Source organism: Thalassospira profundimaris, from assembly GCF_003326755.1.
Lineage (GTDB): Bacteria > Pseudomonadota > Alphaproteobacteria > Rhodospirillales > Thalassospiraceae > Thalassospira > Thalassospira profundimaris_B.
Window position 1 is genome coordinate 319,242 of the sequence record NZ_JPWH01000001.1, and the last position, 16,111, is coordinate 335,352.

At 40.9% G+C, this 16,111-nt stretch carries 12 protein-coding genes; 2 read left to right on the forward strand and 10 right to left on the reverse strand.

What is annotated here, in order from left to right; genetic code table 11:
* Position 1 precedes the first annotated feature (1 nt).
* Positions 2 to 2,212 (reverse strand): GumC family protein, encoded by a 2,211-nt coding sequence (locus tag TH25_RS01480; RefSeq protein ID WP_114086641.1) that lies wholly within the window; start codon positions 2,210 to 2,212, stop codon positions 2 to 4.
* A 313-nt stretch (positions 2,213 to 2,525) separates the two neighbouring features.
* Here TH25_RS01480 and TH25_RS01485 point away from each other — a divergent pair, with 313 nt between their 5' ends.
* Together TH25_RS01485 and TH25_RS01490 are read left to right on the forward strand one after the other, a co-directional pair.
* The gene (locus TH25_RS01485; protein WP_181847310.1) at positions 2,526 to 3,914 is read left to right on the forward strand and encodes an O-antigen ligase family protein; all 1,389 of its coding nucleotides are present in this window, start codon (positions 2,526 to 2,528) and stop codon (positions 3,912 to 3,914) included.
* Between the two features lie 230 nt (positions 3,915 to 4,144).
* Positions 4,145 to 5,116 carry an NAD-dependent epimerase/dehydratase family protein gene (locus tag TH25_RS01490; protein ID WP_181847312.1) on the forward strand — a complete coding sequence of 324 codons (972 nt, stop codon included), beginning with the start codon at positions 4,145 to 4,147 and terminating at the stop codon, positions 5,114 to 5,116.
* A gap of 78 nt (positions 5,117 to 5,194) precedes the next feature.
* Here TH25_RS01490 and TH25_RS01495 read toward each other — a convergent pair whose 3' ends face one another.
* The 9 genes from TH25_RS01495 to TH25_RS01535 all read right to left on the reverse strand — a co-directional run bounded on the left by TH25_RS01495 (position 5,195) and on the right by TH25_RS01535 (position 16,096).
* Positions 5,195 to 6,637: a mannose-1-phosphate guanylyltransferase/mannose-6-phosphate isomerase gene (locus TH25_RS01495; protein WP_181847314.1), complete on the reverse strand. Its 1,443-nt coding sequence runs from the start codon at positions 6,635 to 6,637 to the stop codon at positions 5,195 to 5,197.
* A gap of 4 nt (positions 6,638 to 6,641) precedes the next feature.
* Complete coding sequence (locus TH25_RS01500) at positions 6,642 to 7,667, reverse strand: NAD-dependent epimerase/dehydratase family protein (RefSeq protein ID WP_181847316.1); 1,026 nt, start codon at positions 7,665 to 7,667, stop codon at positions 6,642 to 6,644.
* The gene (locus TH25_RS01505; RefSeq protein WP_114086645.1) at positions 7,664 to 8,791 is read right to left on the reverse strand and encodes a glycosyltransferase; all 1,128 of its coding nucleotides are present in this window, start codon (positions 8,789 to 8,791) and stop codon (positions 7,664 to 7,666) included. The genes TH25_RS01500 and TH25_RS01505 overlap by 4 nt, the downstream gene beginning before the upstream one ends.
* A 28-nt stretch (positions 8,792 to 8,819) precedes the next feature.
* Complete coding sequence (locus TH25_RS01510) at positions 8,820 to 9,872, reverse strand: glycosyltransferase family 4 protein (RefSeq protein WP_181847318.1); 1,053 nt, start codon at positions 9,870 to 9,872, stop codon at positions 8,820 to 8,822.
* A gap of 47 nt (positions 9,873 to 9,919) precedes the next feature.
* Entirely contained in the window at positions 9,920 to 10,441 is a 522-nt protein-coding gene (locus TH25_RS24680) for a hypothetical protein (RefSeq protein ID WP_147252965.1), read from the reverse strand.
* Positions 10,442 to 11,355: 914 nt separating this feature from the next.
* Positions 11,356 to 12,549 (reverse strand): glycosyltransferase family 4 protein, encoded by a 1,194-nt coding sequence (locus tag TH25_RS01520; protein WP_114086648.1) that lies wholly within the window; start codon positions 12,547 to 12,549, stop codon positions 11,356 to 11,358.
* 13 nt (positions 12,550 to 12,562) lie between these two features.
* Complete coding sequence (locus tag TH25_RS01525; RefSeq protein WP_114086649.1) at positions 12,563 to 14,044, reverse strand: hypothetical protein; 1,482 nt, start codon at positions 14,042 to 14,044, stop codon at positions 12,563 to 12,565.
* A gap of 19 nt (positions 14,045 to 14,063) precedes the next feature.
* Entirely contained in the window at positions 14,064 to 14,801 is a 738-nt protein-coding gene (locus TH25_RS01530; protein WP_114086650.1) for a hypothetical protein, read from the reverse strand.
* Positions 14,798 to 16,096 (reverse strand): lipopolysaccharide biosynthesis protein, encoded by a 1,299-nt coding sequence (locus tag TH25_RS01535; protein ID WP_114086651.1) that lies wholly within the window; start codon positions 16,094 to 16,096, stop codon positions 14,798 to 14,800. The genes TH25_RS01530 and TH25_RS01535 overlap by 4 nt, the downstream gene beginning before the upstream one ends.
* Positions 16,097 to 16,111: the final 15 nt, after the last annotated feature.

Below are 16,111 nucleotides of genomic sequence, written 5' to 3' on the forward strand. Positions count from 1 at the left end.
CTTATCCCTTGGCGTAATAGTCTTTGTAACGGCCATAATAATAACCGTAGTCGCCATATCCGTATTTGGCGTGCTTCTTGACATTGACCTGGGTCAGCACCGCCCCGGCAAGGTCAATTCCGGCTTCGGCCGATTCCTTCAGCCCGGCCTTGACCAGACCGCGCGGGGTGCTGTCCCATTTAACGACATACAGCATTTTATCGGCCATCAGACCAATGACCTTGGAATCGGAAACCGCAAGGATTGGCGGCGCATCCAGCACGATAAAATCGAAATGCTCGCGCAGCGCCATCAGGGTTTTCTGCATATGGCTTGAGGACAGAAGATCCAGCGCATTGGCCTGAGTTGTTTTTGCCGGTAGCAGATAGAGGCCGGTTTCGTCATCCTTTTTGATCGCCTGATCGATGGTGCATTCATCGGCCAGCAATTCAACAAGGCTGTGTGTGTTATCAGCACCAAAGGTTTTATGCACAGTGGGACGACGCAAATCGCAATCCACCAAAAGCGTGCGCTGCCCAGAATTCGACGTCACCTGTGCGAGCCAAGCTGCCAGGGTGGATTTACCTTCCGACGGCACAGTCGAGGTGATGCCAACAATGCGCGGTGGATTATCCACGTTTGACAGCATCAGCGATGTTCGCAGACTACGCACCGATTCGGTGGTTGCCGAGCCTGGCTTGTGGGTCGGAAAACGCCCCACGTCGGTTTTACCCAGCAGGTTCCCGGTCAGAAGCGGGATCATGCCAATGCCGGGCACGCCAGCAAGCTGTTCAAGCTGTTCGGTGCTGCGGAAGCTGTTATCAAGCTGTTCAAGGACAAAGACCAGCACCACACCGAGGAAGATCGAACCGACAAAGGCAACGGCAATAATAAGCTGCTTTTTCGGTGCCGAGGGATCAACCGGCACTTCTGCGCGTGAAATGATGCGGGCGTCGGCCTGCTGCAAATCTTCCTGGCTGTTGGTTTCCTTGAAGCGGTTGAGGAAGTTTTCATAGAGCAGGCGGTTGGATTTCGCTTCGCGTTCCAGCTCACGCAGACGGATTTCAGCCTGGTTCTGGGTGTTGTTTTTACGTTCCAGTCCGTTCAGGCTTTGTTGCAGGGTGCTAACACGAGCCTGGGCAACTCCGACCTCATTTTTCAGGCTTTGGGCAATTTTGCGCACTTCACGTTCGATTGACACGCGCAGATCGGCCAGTTCGGCCCGGGCCTTGATCATGGCCGGGTGACGGTCGCCATATTTCGATTCAAGCTCGGAAACCTTGCGTAGAAGTTCGGCTTCCTGATCGCGCAGGCGCTGAATCAGGGGTGAGTTGAGGACTTCAGCCGCCGAGGATAAATCGGCTGAATTGCCCAGCAGGCGCTGGACCTGGTTGAGCCGCGCCTGGGCTTCGGCGCGGCTGGCCTGGGCCAGGATCAGCTGCGAATTCAGCTCGGAAATCTGCTGTTCGGTCATTTTGGAACCCTGACCGACCTTCTTCGATATGGATTCCTGATAGGCCTGAACGGCGGCTTCGGATGTTTGAACCTTGTCGCGCAGGGCGGCTAGCCGGTCATTCAACCAAGAGGTTGCGCGGCGGGTGGCCTCGAACTTTGCTTCAAGCTGATCGACAATATATTGGTCAGCGATGGTATTGGCGATGAGCGCTGCCTTGCGGGCATTGGTCGAGGTAAAGCTGATGGCGATTACCTGAGAGCGGCCAACAATGCTGACATTCATATGTTCTTTGACATCGTTGATAACGCGGTTGATGCGCTCTTCAGCCTGTTCGGTTTCGCTTAGCAAAACTTCGGGTTTTTTCAGGCCGATTGAGATCAGAAAATCGTTGCTGACATAGGTTTCCGGGTTCAGCAGCGTTTTGTACCACGGGATGGGGCGGAGTTCGGCATTGAATTCCGGGTCTTTTTGCAGGTTCAGGTCTGTCACCACCCGGCGGATCAGCGAGCTTGACTTGATCACTTCCACTTCACTGAGCAGCGCGCCCATTTCGGAGGAAACGCCGCTCATTACGCTTTCAATATCGACAACCTGGTTTTTTCGGCCATCGATGATGACATTGCTGGAAGCGGTATATTTTGGCGCGATCTGGAAGACGACCAGCGTGACAAGAACGGTGAGCAGGATGACGATTGAAAAAATAACGCCCTTGCGACGCCACAGCGTCCGCAGAAGCTCCTGCAGATCGATCTCGTCATTTTCGCTGTTCGGTGTCATGCTGCTGGCCAGCGATTTCAGTCGTGACCTCTTTTCTTCCGCCTGAGTGTTTGCAGTGACGGAAGGTGTTGTGGTGGAGTTGCTCAAACTGGCCCCCGGTATGTATCCCTTTGTTCCGGATTGTCCCAAATCCGGATTTATTGATTAGCTATACGGAATTTTCTGGCATGCAGCAACCAGTAGGCGATGCAGTATGATGAAAATTTATGTTTATTGCTGACGTAGCACGCTGATACCGGTAATGATGCCATCGGAATTGAAGGCTGCACAAAGGGGATTGTGCGCCCATAGCGCCATAAACGGGGAGAATAAATTGGCCCGCCTTTTACGCCGTATTGTGTTTTTCGGGTTGCTCGCACTGGTTGCGCTGGCCCCCTTGCCCTATGGCAGTAATCTTCCCTGGGCGTGGTCTTTGCTTTCGCTATGGGTCGGCATTCTGGTGGTGGTGGACGCGATTGCCTGTCTGATGTCGCCGCCTGAAGGCGAAAGACAGTTTTTCAAGCGCATTAAAATCCCGATGGTTCTGTTCTTTATTGTTGTGGCCTGGATTGTTGTTCAGGCAACACCGGGCATTGTGCCCGCCATCGCCCACCCGATCTGGGCAGAGGCCAGCGCGCAACTGGGCATTCGGCTCGCCCCGCGTGTGACCATTGCCCCGGACCTGACATGGGATGCGTTGATGGTGCTGTTGGCTTATGCTGGCGTATTTTGGCTTTCGGCCCGCTATGGCCGCAAGCGAGAGAATGCTTCGCTGATGCTGAAATTCTTTGTGCTGGTCTCAACCGCCTATGCGGTTTATGGCCTGGTGGTTTATTTCGGCGGCTGGGAGACGGTGCTGTGGTATCACAAAACCGCCTATCGCGGTGATTTGACCAGCACCTTTATTAACCGCAACAGCTATGCCACCTATGCGGCGATTGGCCTTGTTGCGTCGCTGGTTTACCTGGTTAAGATCCTCGCCCGCGATTTCCGCGATGGCGGTACCGCGCGGCAGATTACCCGAAAAATGCTTGATGGCACTTTGGTAAGTGCCTGGTTGCCGTTGGTGGGCGTGCTGACCACCGGCACAGCCCTGATGCTCACCCATTCCCGCGCTGGCTTTGTCAGCGGCATGATTGGTGTGTTTGTGGCGCTGTTATGTTTCAGGTTCAGTAGGGCTGTATCGTCGCGCTTTGGCAATGTAATGATCGCCGGGGCGGTTTTGTTGGCAATTGGGGGCTTTGCAATCAGTGGGGCCGGATTGGAGAAGCGGTTTGAGTATCTGGAAGGGGCGCAGAAACAGCGAATGCACCTTTATGATGCCGTATCTGCTGCCGGGACACAGGCATTATCTACGGGGTATGGTTATGGCAGCTTTGAGTCGGGCTTTCGACCATTCAAGGATGTGAAACTAAGCCCGTATACCTGGAGCCTCGCCCATAACAGTTACCTCGAATTTTATTTTGGCACCGGGCTGTATGGGCTTGTGACTGTGCTTGCCGCTTTCCTGCTTGTTTTTTATCAAATTACAAAGGGCGTATTTTCGGCCCGCAAAGATACTTTCTATCTGATTATTGGCACATCGGCGATGGTGATTGTCGGTGCACATGCCTTGACGGATTTTAGCCTGCAGATGCCCGCGATGGGCATAGGGTTTGTTTTTGTGGTGGCAATGGCTTTTTCACGGAATGTGATCGAACAAAACCGGCGCCAGCAGGTGTAAAAACAAAATTGCAGATTCTTGCTATTAATCGCCCTACTCGTTTGAATGGCTGTTGTACATTTGATTATTTGGTAGCTGTTTTTTGTCCACACACGATGTGCGCCTGAAGCGTATTTCGGTGTGGATTTTTTTATTTCCGCAACATCACAGGATACGAGACACCAACTGGACGCATGTCATGCGCCCGGAAGGGATAACTGTATTCTGTTGGCAGAACAGGGATGCTTTTAATGGCCTGGTTGAACTACGACATTACGGGAAAGCGGATTTTTATTGCCGGTCATACTGGTATGGTTGGTGCTGCTCTTGTGCGCCGGTTTGAGCAGGAAGATTGCACAATTTTAACTTGCCCGCGTCCTGAGTTGGATCTTCTTGATCAGGCTGCTGTTCATGATTGGCTGCAAAAGGAAAAACCCGATTTGGTGATTATTGCAGCGGGTAAATCGGGCAGTGCCTTGGCCAATCAGAATCGTTCGGCAGATTTCATGTATGAAAATCTGGCAATCTCAATGCACCTGATTCATGGTGCATATCTGGCTGGTGTTGAGAAACTGATCAATATTGCCGCGCCTCATATTTATCCGGAAATGGTTCATGTACCCACTTCCGAACATAGACTTATGTCAGGGCCGCTTGACAAAGCCTATGAATCCTCGGCAACGGCACGCCTGGCGGCTTTGCATCTTTGTGATTGTTATTATCGCCAGTACCAGAAGGATTTCCTCACAATTGTGCCAGCGGAAATATATGGACCGGGTGATAATTATGATCCGTTATCGGGCCGGGTGATGCCCGCATTCATTCGCGGTGCAGAGGAGGCGAAAAAGGCCAATCTGACGCATATGCCAATATTGGGCCATAGTACGGCAGTGCGCGAATTTATATATGTTGATGATTTCGCTGATGCGCTTGTTGTTATCATCAAACATCACCAGAGCCACCACTTGGTTAATGTTGGCGTGCGCGAGAGCATTACGATGGCGGATCTTTTTTATAAGGTAACCGATATTGTCGGCTTTGATGGGCAGCCTAAATTTTTACGCAAAATACCTCATGGCGTAGCTGAACGGTTTTTAAGCAGCTCAGGCGCAGAATTTTGTGGTTGGCGTCCGAAATATACCCTCGATGAAGGGATTGAAAAGGCGTGGCAGGCTTATTTAAAGGGTGATTATCGGGAATATGACTTGAATCTTAAAGTTTAAATTTTACGTTGTGCCAAGATCACAGGTTGCAATAGTAATACTAATTCTAATGTGTACCCCGTTTAAATTCAGGGAAGGTCACGATTGTGACCTTCCGTATCGATCTTCAAACCTGACGATATCATCTTCGCCAAGGTAGCTTCCTGATTGAACCTCAATCAATTCAAGCGGAATTTTACCAGGATTTTCAAGGGCGTGAACGTCACCAAGGGGTATGTAGGTTGACTGGTTTTCCCCAAGAAGGATCGTTTTTTCCCCAATCGTTACCTTGGCGGTGCCACTCACAACGATCCAGTGTTCTGCACGATGATGGTGCATTTGAACCGATAGTTTCTCGCCCGGCTTCACCGTAATGCGTTTAACCTGGTATCGTGCGCCTTGATCGACAGAATCATATTTGCCCCAGGGTCGGTAAACCTCGCGATGATCGCTTTGTTCGCGCCGGTTTTGATCTTTAAGTTTGCCAACGATGTTTTTAACATCCTGAACCTTGTCTTTGGCGGCGACCATTACGGCGTCTTTGGTTTCCACAATCACGACATCTTGTACACCTATGGCCGTGACGAGCCGAGATGTCGAGTGGATGTAACTGTTACTTACCTGATCGGTAATCACGTCGCCAACATAAACATTGCCATTCGGACACTGGTCTTTGAGTTGCCATAATGCCGACCATGACCCGATATCGCTCCATTCGATATTCATGGGAATGACAGCGGCGTTTTGGGTGCGTTCCATCAATGCGTAATCGACGGAAATATCTTTCGCCTTGGCGAAACTCTCGGCGTCAATACGAATGAAATCAAGGTCTGTCGTTGCTTGCTCAAGGCTGGTACGACACGTTGCCACCAATTCTGGCTCATATTTGTTCAACTCATCAAGAAATACCGATGCTTTGAACATAAAGATTCCGCTATTCCAGCAGAACTCACCCGATCGAATGTAGCCTTCGGCAGCGTCCTGGTTAGGTTTTTCCGTAAACGCCTTCACATCAAAGGTGTTATCGGCGATGGCAGTAAGTACCGCACCTTTTTCGATGTAACCATATCCCGTTTCAGAATAAGCAGGCTGAATACCGAAGCAGACGATTTTTCCTGCATTCGCGGCCTTGGTCCCATCTTCGATATAGGCAGAAAATTTTCTCGCATCACCGATGAAATGATCGGCGGGCATCACCAGAAGGATCGGATCGGATGATCCTTCCTGAGATAAAGCGTGAAAAGCAGCCAATGTAATGGCTGGAGCTGTATTGCGGGATAGGGGTTCCAATAGAATATCTGCATTTGAAATATTGGCTTCGCGAATTTGCTCAGCAGCCAAAAAGCGATGATCTTCGTTGCAAATCACAATCGGGCAATGATTGGATATTTGGGCACCACGTATAAGTGTACCTTGAATCATTGTTTCTTCTGCGGAAACAAGCGGTAGGAATTGCTTAGGATAGCTTTTCCGGGAAAGAGGCCATAAACGGGAACCTGATCCACCACTTAGGATTACAGGAATAATTTCTTGATTTTTCATGACTTTAGTCGCCTCCCCAATCTGAAGGTTTTTGCTTTTTCCATCTTTCGAAAGCTTCAACAAGAGAGTATTTATAGCAATAACCTGTCGAAATAAGGTTTTGCGGAATGATGTTATTGTCACGAACTGTCTTACGCACTCGCGTAGGATTTATTGGAATGTTGATTTTTAAAAGTTTAGATATTATTTTCAATAAATAAGAGGATATTAATATAATAAACAATGGAAAGCTTGGGGTAAATCGATTTGATGAAGAAACCATTTTGATGGCAGAGACATATTCAGCTAAAGATATTGGGTCTCTCATTCCAAAATTGAATATACAAGGTAGGTTTTTATTTTCATTTTTTTTGTTTAGGCACCAAAAAATCGCACGGCAAAGTTCTTCTACATAAATACCGGCTTTTTTTGTTTTTTTATTTCCGGTGAAGGCAAAGTATCCACCCAACACAGATTTGATCAATCTTGTAACATTTCCGCCCTCTCCGGGGCCAAAAACGACCCCTGGCCGTGCGATAAGCAAATTTCGGTCTTGAAGTTTTTTTTCCAACCATCCGATATGAATATACTCCGAAATTAATTTGGAGTTTCCATATGGGGTGAATGGAACAGTTGTTGTTGTTTCTGTTGCTGGTTTTGTTGCGGTTCCATATACTGAAATAGAACTTGTAAAAACTATGTTTTTACAGTTAACTTTCTCCGCAAAAGCACATACATTTTTTGCGCCTTTAATATTTGTTTCATAGTATTCAATAGGGGCATGACCCGGTTCTCTATGGATCGCTGCAAAATTTGCTATTAGCGTTATTTCTTCATTTGGACGCCAGGTAATTTCATCGCGAACATCACCTTTTATAAAAGTAATATTTTGACTCATTTCGGCCAAAAGATTGATTCTAAATGGATCTTTTTCTTTTAATGGCGCAATATCATATAAATACACATGACTAAACCCCATTTTTTCGATCGCGTATTTGGCGAAGAATACGCCGATAAATCCGCTTCCACCAAACAAAACGGCTGTTTTCAATTTAATTCCCCTCTGGTAGCATTTTCCATAAATTTATTAATTTTTTCATTGAAAACATCGATGGAAAATTTATGAGAATGATTGTGTATTTCTTGTGCATTGAGTCTAACACCCCCTTCTTCAAATAATAATACTGATTTCAATAAATTTTCATAACCTGCAGATTCGTATAAAATGCCTGTTTCACCTGGTATAACTGTATCTAAAATGCCGCCTTCCTTCAGAGCAATAACCGGTGCACCGCCTGCCATAGCCTCAACTGGGACTATTCCAAAATCTTCTTTTCCAGGAAAAATTAGCGCCTTGCACGTTTGGAAAAGCGTTTGAAGATCGTTATCGCTCACCTTACCTAAAAATTGAATATTATTATTAGCTATTTTCTTTAGCCTTTTCTCGTCTTCACCCCCGCCGACGACTTTTAGAGGGAGGTTGGCCTTGTTAAAGGCTAGAATAGCATCTTCGGGTCGTTTGTATTTGGTGAGTTGCCCCGCATAAAGATAAAAATCACTTCTGGCATTATTTGGATGAAATTTCATCACATCAACCGGCGGATGAATTATAGTAGATTCTCTGCGATAAAATTTTTTTATTCTCGCGGAAATAAAACTTGAATTGGAAATAAAATAATCAACACGATCTGCTGATAATCTGTCCCATATTCTTAATTTATGAGATATTATAGTAAAGAAAAGTCTTGTTAAAAATGAAGAATCCTTTTTATAAAGATGATACATATCCCAAATATAACGCATCGGAGAGTGGCAATAACAAATGTGTATAGTATCAGGATTGGTTATTATACCTTTTGCAGGACCGGATTCGCTAGATATAACTATATCATATTCGGACAAGTCAAGTTCCTCTAAGGCAACAGGCATTAAAGGTAAATATTTTTGATAATATTTTTGTGATAATGGTAGTTTTTTAATAAAAGTATATCTAATATTTCCCGTGTAATTAACAGGCAAGCTTTTTTTTATGATTTCATCGCGTCCGGTATGCAAAAAAACATCAGCTGTTGGGAACATTTTTAAAAGTTGCAATAAAACCTTTTCTCCACCTCTGTTGTTTATCCACCAGTAATGGACAATTGCTAATTTTTTTTTCTTTAATTTTTCTTTCATCTTTCCCTGCTTCAAAAAAATCATTCAATTATATAACTTGTTTTTGAATGGCGTTATATATTTTTTCCGCGGATCGTTGCCATGAATATTTTTCCGAGTTAATCAAGCCTCTATTTTTAAGTTCTTCACATAAAGAGACATCTCTTATAAGGAGCTCTATTTTATTTGCTATATCACGATAGTCGAATGGATTGCAGTATAAGATGCTCTCTCCTCCAACTTCATGAAAAACTGGAATGTCAGATGCGATTACTGGGCACTGACACTTTTGAGCTTCGATGATTGGAAGTCCGAATCCCTCTGAAAAAGACGGATAAATTAGGCATTTCGCGTGTTGATATAAGTTTTTGAGCTCAGTATCTGTGACTCTACCAATAAATTTTACATTTTTTAGTTCTATGTCGTCTTTCGAAAAATTAAAATTTTTGTTAGGTGTGCCGGTAATGATAAGTTGGTAACTTTTGTCCTCAAGAGACAGAAATGATTTAATGATGTTTGAAAAGTTCTTGTGATAGGAAAATGGCGAGATTGATAGAATATATTTTTTTTTGAATGTTTCAGTGATCGCGTTGGAAGAGAATGTTTCTGATGTTGCGTTGGGTGCTATTATAATTTCCTTTTTTGTTTTATAAAATTTCAAAATATCTTTTTTGCTCTCGTGACTGACAGTGATTATTGGCGAAGATCTTTTGAGTGCTAAAGGGATTATCGCTTTATATATAGCGGTAAACAAAAAAGAATGTATACGTGGCTTTCTTGCAAACTGTATGTCATGTAGAACTAGGGCATTCTTCGTTCCAAAAATCGGTGCGGTATTTGCTAAATTTAGAAGTATGTAATTTCTCTTTTTTATGAAATAAAATGGTAATACAAATTGTTCCCATATATGGCCATTAAAAAATCCAAAGTTCACTATTTTAATGGATGTGTGATTTTTTAGCATATATTTTTTGGGTGGAGCAACAAATATCAAATTTTCATCAATTTCAGAAAGTTTCTTACATATTTCTTCTGCGTAACGCTGAACACCGGTTGTGTGCTGCGTGAGATAACGACAATTTACGTAAATTTTTTTGCTCATTCTTGACATCACGTTAGTTTTGTTTGTTGTCGATAAAATTTTTTTCATCACATAGTTCGCTGTTTTGATTCACGTATATGTTGCCTTAATGCATAGCTTAGTAAAAAGCATTTTCCTCCAACGACAGCATTTAATGGTGTGGGTGATAAAAACATAAACTCCAATAAAAAATGAACCAAAGGAAAAGACAAGAGAGAAAATTCTAATATTGACCCGGAAGAAAATCTGATCAAAAATTTATATGAAAATGCAATGCTTGCGAGAACAAAAACTAATAGACCAATAATTCCTACTGGTTTAATTATTTGAATTAACGTAAATTGAATCGCTGTGCGAATGAACGGGTTTTTTTCTTGGTCAATTTCTTTCATCTCTCCACCGTCATTTGATGTATCGGAAATAATATTATAATATCCACCATCTCCTATTCCGAATAATTGTGCATAATACCCATAATTCTCTACTGCAATGAAGTAATCGTTTAATTGTCCTTTTCTGGTTTCTATTGCGGTGCTGTTTAAAAATAATGATAAAAAGGCAGAAGCAAATACAATGGAAATCGCAATCATTATGTAAGCATGAACGGATATTTTTCGGTAAATGAAATTTATCAATGTATATGAAATCATAATCACCAGTATTATTACGTAAATATATTTGTAGAAATTTACAAAAACAAGAATTGATATCAATCCGGATGTTGCCAGTAATTTTTTATTTTCAAATCTCTTTGGGTAAAGTATATATAAGAAAAAATAAGCTAAGTAAGTTATGGACAGGTAATATATGTTGTCTTGATCTATTACTGTTGTGTTTAAGAAGTATCTTTTCCACGTATAATTTTGAAACAAAAAGGAACTTATTAAACCTGATGAATAATTTATCAAATCAATCATACAAAAGAATAGTAACAACTTCGTAGGGTTGTTGACTTTGCAATTATCCCGTAGGATTAAGACTATTGTGATCATGTATAAGTAGCCACGATACGGCCTTATCTGATTAATCCATTGTGCTTGATTTGCTGGATCATCATGTCCTAGAAATACGATAAAAGAAAGTAACGATAATAATGATAAAGAGACGTCTCTAAAAAAGCAAAACTTAATGAATCCATATTCATCGAATTCATTTATCCTCGTTATGTTTTTTCTCGTTATTAACGTCTTGGCCAAATAAAACACAAGAAAGGCAAAAAATATTATATCTATCCAGCTTAAAGGGCCAACTGCTTTTTGATGGTAAATGTAGTTTCTGGCGATTACTATGTTGAAGTCATGTATTGGTTTTACCATGATATTGTATGAAGAGTAGGTGGCTATTATGTATAAGAATATTAGATTAAAATTGGATCTTTGATTTATAAATGCATATATAAGTGCAGCGACAGTCAATCCACAGAAAACATAGTTGTCGTAAAATATTGCTGATGAAATGCCCATGAATTAATACCGTATTCTGCCTTTAGCGTAAAAAAATTATGTTATATTTTTTTTGAAAAAAAACTGATAGTCTTTTGGTATGCTGACATGTATTTTTCCTTCCATTCTGTAATCTTGATATAATGTGCTCCTTTCCTTTGAGCGCATTCAGATAATTCAATGTATTTTTTACTATCGTTTATTAGTGTTTCTATTTTATGACGTAAGTCTCCCGAAGCTTGTGGGTCAAATATAAAGCCGTTTATCCCGTTGTCTATCATTTCGGGGATGCCACCTCTGTTTGATCCGATCACCGGGCGTCCATATATGAACGATTCAAATACCACACCAGGAAGTGTGTCTGGCCAAATCGATGGTACAATACAGCAGTCTATTCTTTCAAAAAATTCGTCGGGTGCTGTATGGCCGATGAATATAATATTATTGGGGGAATTCCTTTTAATATTTTCGATGTACCCTTCGTCTCCAGAGCCAGCAACTAATAATTTTATGCTTTCATCTGATATCTTTGAAAACTCATTTATTAATAACTCTACGCCTTTTGCTTCATTGATGGTACCTATAAATCCAAATGTTGATGCATTCTTTGATGTATAAACTATTCTTTTTTCTATCTTGCGTTTGTTCTGGATGCTGAATTCCAAGGGGACTGATTTATAATATCCAAGTTTTTTGTGCCGTTCTAATATGTTTTTGCTAACACCCAAGACTGCTGTGATTTTCGAGCTCTTTAGTTTATGTCTATGCTTAAAAACCTTGCACGTAACGCACTGTTTTTTGCATTGGGAGCTATTTTTGAACATATTAGAGTTTAGGCACGTATTGTATAAGTCATGTAAAACTTGAATAACCGGAATTTTCGATTGGTCCAATATGTCAATTAATGTAGGGCCGAACCCGGATAGACTATGGATTGAAGCAATATCTGGGTTTTCGGATTCTATAATTGATTTAATGGTTTTGTTCTTAAATATATTAAATCCTTCCGTTGCGTGCCAAATTATTTTTGCTATGCGCGCTCTTTTTTTTCTATAATTTCCGTTGTAAATATTCCTCTGTTGAACTCGATACACCTTCACATTGTCAACATAATCTATACGTTCTTCTCCCATGGTTGTGGTAATTACAACCACCTCATTTTCTTCTTTCAAAGCGTCAATTAATGTTTTGAGGCTTATTTCAAGTCCTCCCCCTATATCTGGATAATATAGAGAGTTTATAAATAATATTTTCACTTCTTCCCCTTTCTTATGTTCTGCTTTCTAGCCACTTGGCTATGAGAAAAAGTTGATTTATTAATATAGATGAAAAATACGATTCGCGGTTGTCTCGCTGTAGATTTAAAAAAAGCCTGTCAGCTATAGTCGCTGTTTCTCTTCCTGAAAACAGTCGGCAGTTCTTAATTGTTTTGGAGAAATAATTCTCATTTTGTTTTATAATTCTCTTTATTTCGAAAAAGTATGTTCTTTTTCCAATTTTGTCCGGATCAACAGAAGTTTTTGAATTGACCAGGTTCCTTAAAAAAATCTTGTTTCGGAGATTTTTTTCATCATACTTTAAATGTTTAGGTATTTTCATACAGTATGATATTAAATTTTCGTCTGTCCATGGAAACAAAATGTTACTGTTATAAACATCGCCGAAATTTCGAACCTTCCTCATGTAAATTTCTTGATCAATGATTTTTCCGCGAACAGCGGATCTAAATAAAAAATAATTTTGAGGCAAATCTTGATTTTTCCAATATTCCCTTGTGTTGAAACTTTCTGGAAAAATTGATTTTGATTCTTTATGAGTAAATCCAATTAAACCTGTCCATTCTGGTCTTGATCGTGTAAGGCTATTAAATTTTCCCTCGGATCTGATAGGTAAACTTGATAGTCTTCCATGCTGAAGTATATTTGAAATATTTTGAAACTTGTATTCTATTTTTCCTGGTATGTGCCCGAGGTAAATGTCATTTCCCATGCCATCTAAGAGGTTACTTTTGGCAAGAAATGGGTAGTTGGAGTAATATAAAGGGTAGGCTAATGACACTGGGTCCGTGCAAGGCAGAGGAGCATGGGCGAAAAAATTTTCTATTTCTTCTAAATGTTTTAGGCCTAATTCTTTCGGTTGATGTAATATATGATGCTTGAAACCCAGTTTCTGAGCTATTTGTGCTGATAAGTTGCTTTCATCTAAATTGGCATCATTTGTGGATTTGTTTGTTATTAATGTAAAGCGGTCCTGCGCCCCAGCTTCTGCAATTGCGATAGCCAGAGCGTTACTATCTTTTCCTGCGCTGTGGAATAAATAGTTTTCTTTACCTTTATCAAGTTTTTTTGTTATTGCTGAGTACAGAGTTTCTAGTAAATCTCTATCGTTGTAGTGGCCGTCTGGGTTATCTGCATAGCTATTTTTAATCAAATTTTTGTTATTTCTTGTGGTTAATGTTATAATTCCTTCGTTTTTTTTCAGTGTTGCAGTTGTTTCAATGGAAATTAGAAACAAATTGCAAAAAACCGTATTCGGGGGGGGGATGACTCCATTTTGCAACAGAAATGAAATCGCTTTTCTGTCAATTTTTAATAATATTTCTTTTTTATGATTGCTGACTATATCTTTTAGGGATGATGAGTAGATTGCAAAAGTTCGGTCTGGCGATATATATATATATATTGGTTCCCCGCCGCCAATATCGGAAGATATTTCAATTTCTGAATCTGGTTCGTTGAAATATTTTATCATTTTATCGTTCCAAAATTTTTTACTTTAAAGTTGATATCGAAATTTCACCATACTGTCTTGTATTCCAGTTTGGAAATTCAGTTTTTAGTAATTTTTTAGTGTTGTTATGATCTTCTACTATATATATGAAGTTTTTGGATAGAAATGACTCTACTGACTTGGCCGTATTAATGATGCTTTTGTCAGAGTGTAGGCCATCATCTATGCATAAGTCTACTCTCCTATTCTGTAGTATATGTTTTACTGTTTCATGGTTGTCTTCAAGTTGGTCAAATTCATATAGTTCAACTTCATGTTTTTTAAATGCGCCTAAATTCTTAAGGTTAGGTATGTTTTTTTTTGTATTGGTGAGATCTATATCTAATCCTATAATGGTCGAGTTAGGAAATAGTGTTGACCAAATTGCTAAACCGGTGCCTTTTAGGATGCCCACTTCGAGGATTACATATTCTTTCTCCCTATTATTGATCATATTTTCTAGGTGCTGCGAATAATATTTCGCATACCCATGGTGATACATTCTGTCACCACCAATCATTCCACCTTTGATCAATTCAGAATTGGAGCGGGTGTCGGATGGAGACACCTTGCGTCTTTTTACATTACTCTGATAACCGCCGAAATGCTTTTCTATGTGAATGAACCAGTTGGGAGTCCCAGGAGGGAGTGTTGTGTCCGGCTTTATTTTTGAGTAGTACTTTTTTTTGATTTCATTGTGAATTCTGCGCTTTAACCTTAAAAAAATATTGTATTTCATTTCTCTTCCACTTTCTCTTTTTTTAACATCATGTTCGAGTAATATAATCCCATTGCTATTAATATGACATTGAAAACGATTCCAACTGTAGCATAAGCAGCCACAGTTTGTTCCATGCCATATTGTAGCGGGACATATAATAACGTTGCGGTGCGAGCCGTGAAGTGAAAACTCTCCCAACAAAGAAGTTTCTTTTGAAGTTTGAGTGCCTGGATTGCGCAGGTGGATGGTATGTTGGAAAATCCCATTATTATCCAAGGGGCTATCCATTTACTGTATTCTCCTGCCTCTGTCCAATTTCGGCCAAATGCTAACGTAAATATTTCAACACCCCAAATAGCTACAGGGGCTAACATTATCGTGCCTATGGTAAATAGGATGATGCTGTACTGAATTATGATGTAACTTGAAGGCTTGTTCTGATTTTGTAGGGAGCAGATTTTCGCGTAAAGGACTTGTCTTACTGAATTGCCGATTATAGTGCTGGGAATCTGTAATACTTTTATAGATAGCCAATAAAACCCGATGTGTTGAGGGCTGAAAAAGAAGGGCAATATTAAGTTTGGTAAGTTTTGAGATAATGTATTCAATAATTCTTGTGGTGCGGCAAGCTTTGGCAAGAATGCATATTTTTTGATTAGTTTTATTATTATCGGGATATTTCTTTTTTTTGCTGAAAATATTTTTCCGTTTCGCTGAGCCCATGTTGCACTGAAAAGCATTGCACATACTTGGCCGGCGAAATATCCGTATAAAAGAAAGATGTTTGTGCTTTGAAATAACCCTGATGAGATTTGAAAAAGTGCAATCGTGCTGGTTCTTATTATCGGAATAATAGCTGTTATAGTATAGCGTTCGATCTTGCATGTCCATTGGGCTATTGTCAAGTTTATTGACGAAAATAATATGTATAATGGAATAAGATTTTTGAATTCATCGAAATTAATTTGAATAAAATAGTTGTGATTTATTTTCTCAGCTATTGGTATCGCCACGGAGAGAAAAATGCAGGATACAGCGGATATTATTAAGCATAATAATACAACATTTTTTGATCCGATTTTTGTTTTTTCTAGGGGGATCGCAATCTCATATCTTAATGAAGCTATGCTGCCTATAGTTGATGTTACGGCGGTAAATAACGCTAATATCCCAAATGCACTTGGATCGAATAGTCTGCTAATAATTGGGGTCGATATTAAATTTATCGCTTGTGCAAACGCTGCTCCAATAGAAACAAGAGCTATTTTTTGAAATAAATCATTTTTTATGAAAGTTACTAAATTTCTGTTCATCTTTTATTTTTTGAT

What these genes read in the sequence shown, in the direction of transcription:
- TH25_RS01495 (WP_181847314.1), bottom strand. Translation starts at nt 6,637, where the DNA reads ATGAAAAATCAAGAAATTATTCCTGTAATCCTAAGTGGTGGATCAGGT.
- TH25_RS24680 (WP_147252965.1), bottom strand. Translation starts at nt 10,441, where the DNA reads ATGATTGCGATTTCCATTGTATTTGCTTCTGCCTTTTTATCATTATTT.
- TH25_RS01535 (WP_114086651.1), bottom strand. Translation starts at nt 16,096, where the DNA reads ATGAACAGAAATTTAGTAACTTTCATAAAAAATGATTTATTTCAAAAA.
- TH25_RS01490 (WP_181847312.1), top strand. Translation starts at nt 4,145, where the DNA reads ATGGCCTGGTTGAACTACGACATTACGGGAAAGCGGATTTTTATTGCC.
- TH25_RS01480 (WP_114086641.1), bottom strand. Translation starts at nt 2,212, where the DNA reads ATGACACCGAACAGCGAAAATGACGAGATCGATCTGCAGGAGCTTCTG.
- TH25_RS01525 (WP_114086649.1), bottom strand. Translation starts at nt 14,044, where the DNA reads ATGATAAAATATTTCAACGAACCAGATTCAGAAATTGAAATATCTTCC.
- TH25_RS01510 (WP_181847318.1), bottom strand. Translation starts at nt 9,872, where the DNA reads ATGAGCAAAAAAATTTACGTAAATTGTCGTTATCTCACGCAGCACACA.
- TH25_RS01530 (WP_114086650.1), bottom strand. Translation starts at nt 14,801, where the DNA reads ATGAAATACAATATTTTTTTAAGGTTAAAGCGCAGAATTCACAATGAA.
- TH25_RS01505 (WP_114086645.1), bottom strand. Translation starts at nt 8,791, where the DNA reads ATGAAAGAAAAATTAAAGAAAAAAAAATTAGCAATTGTCCATTACTGG.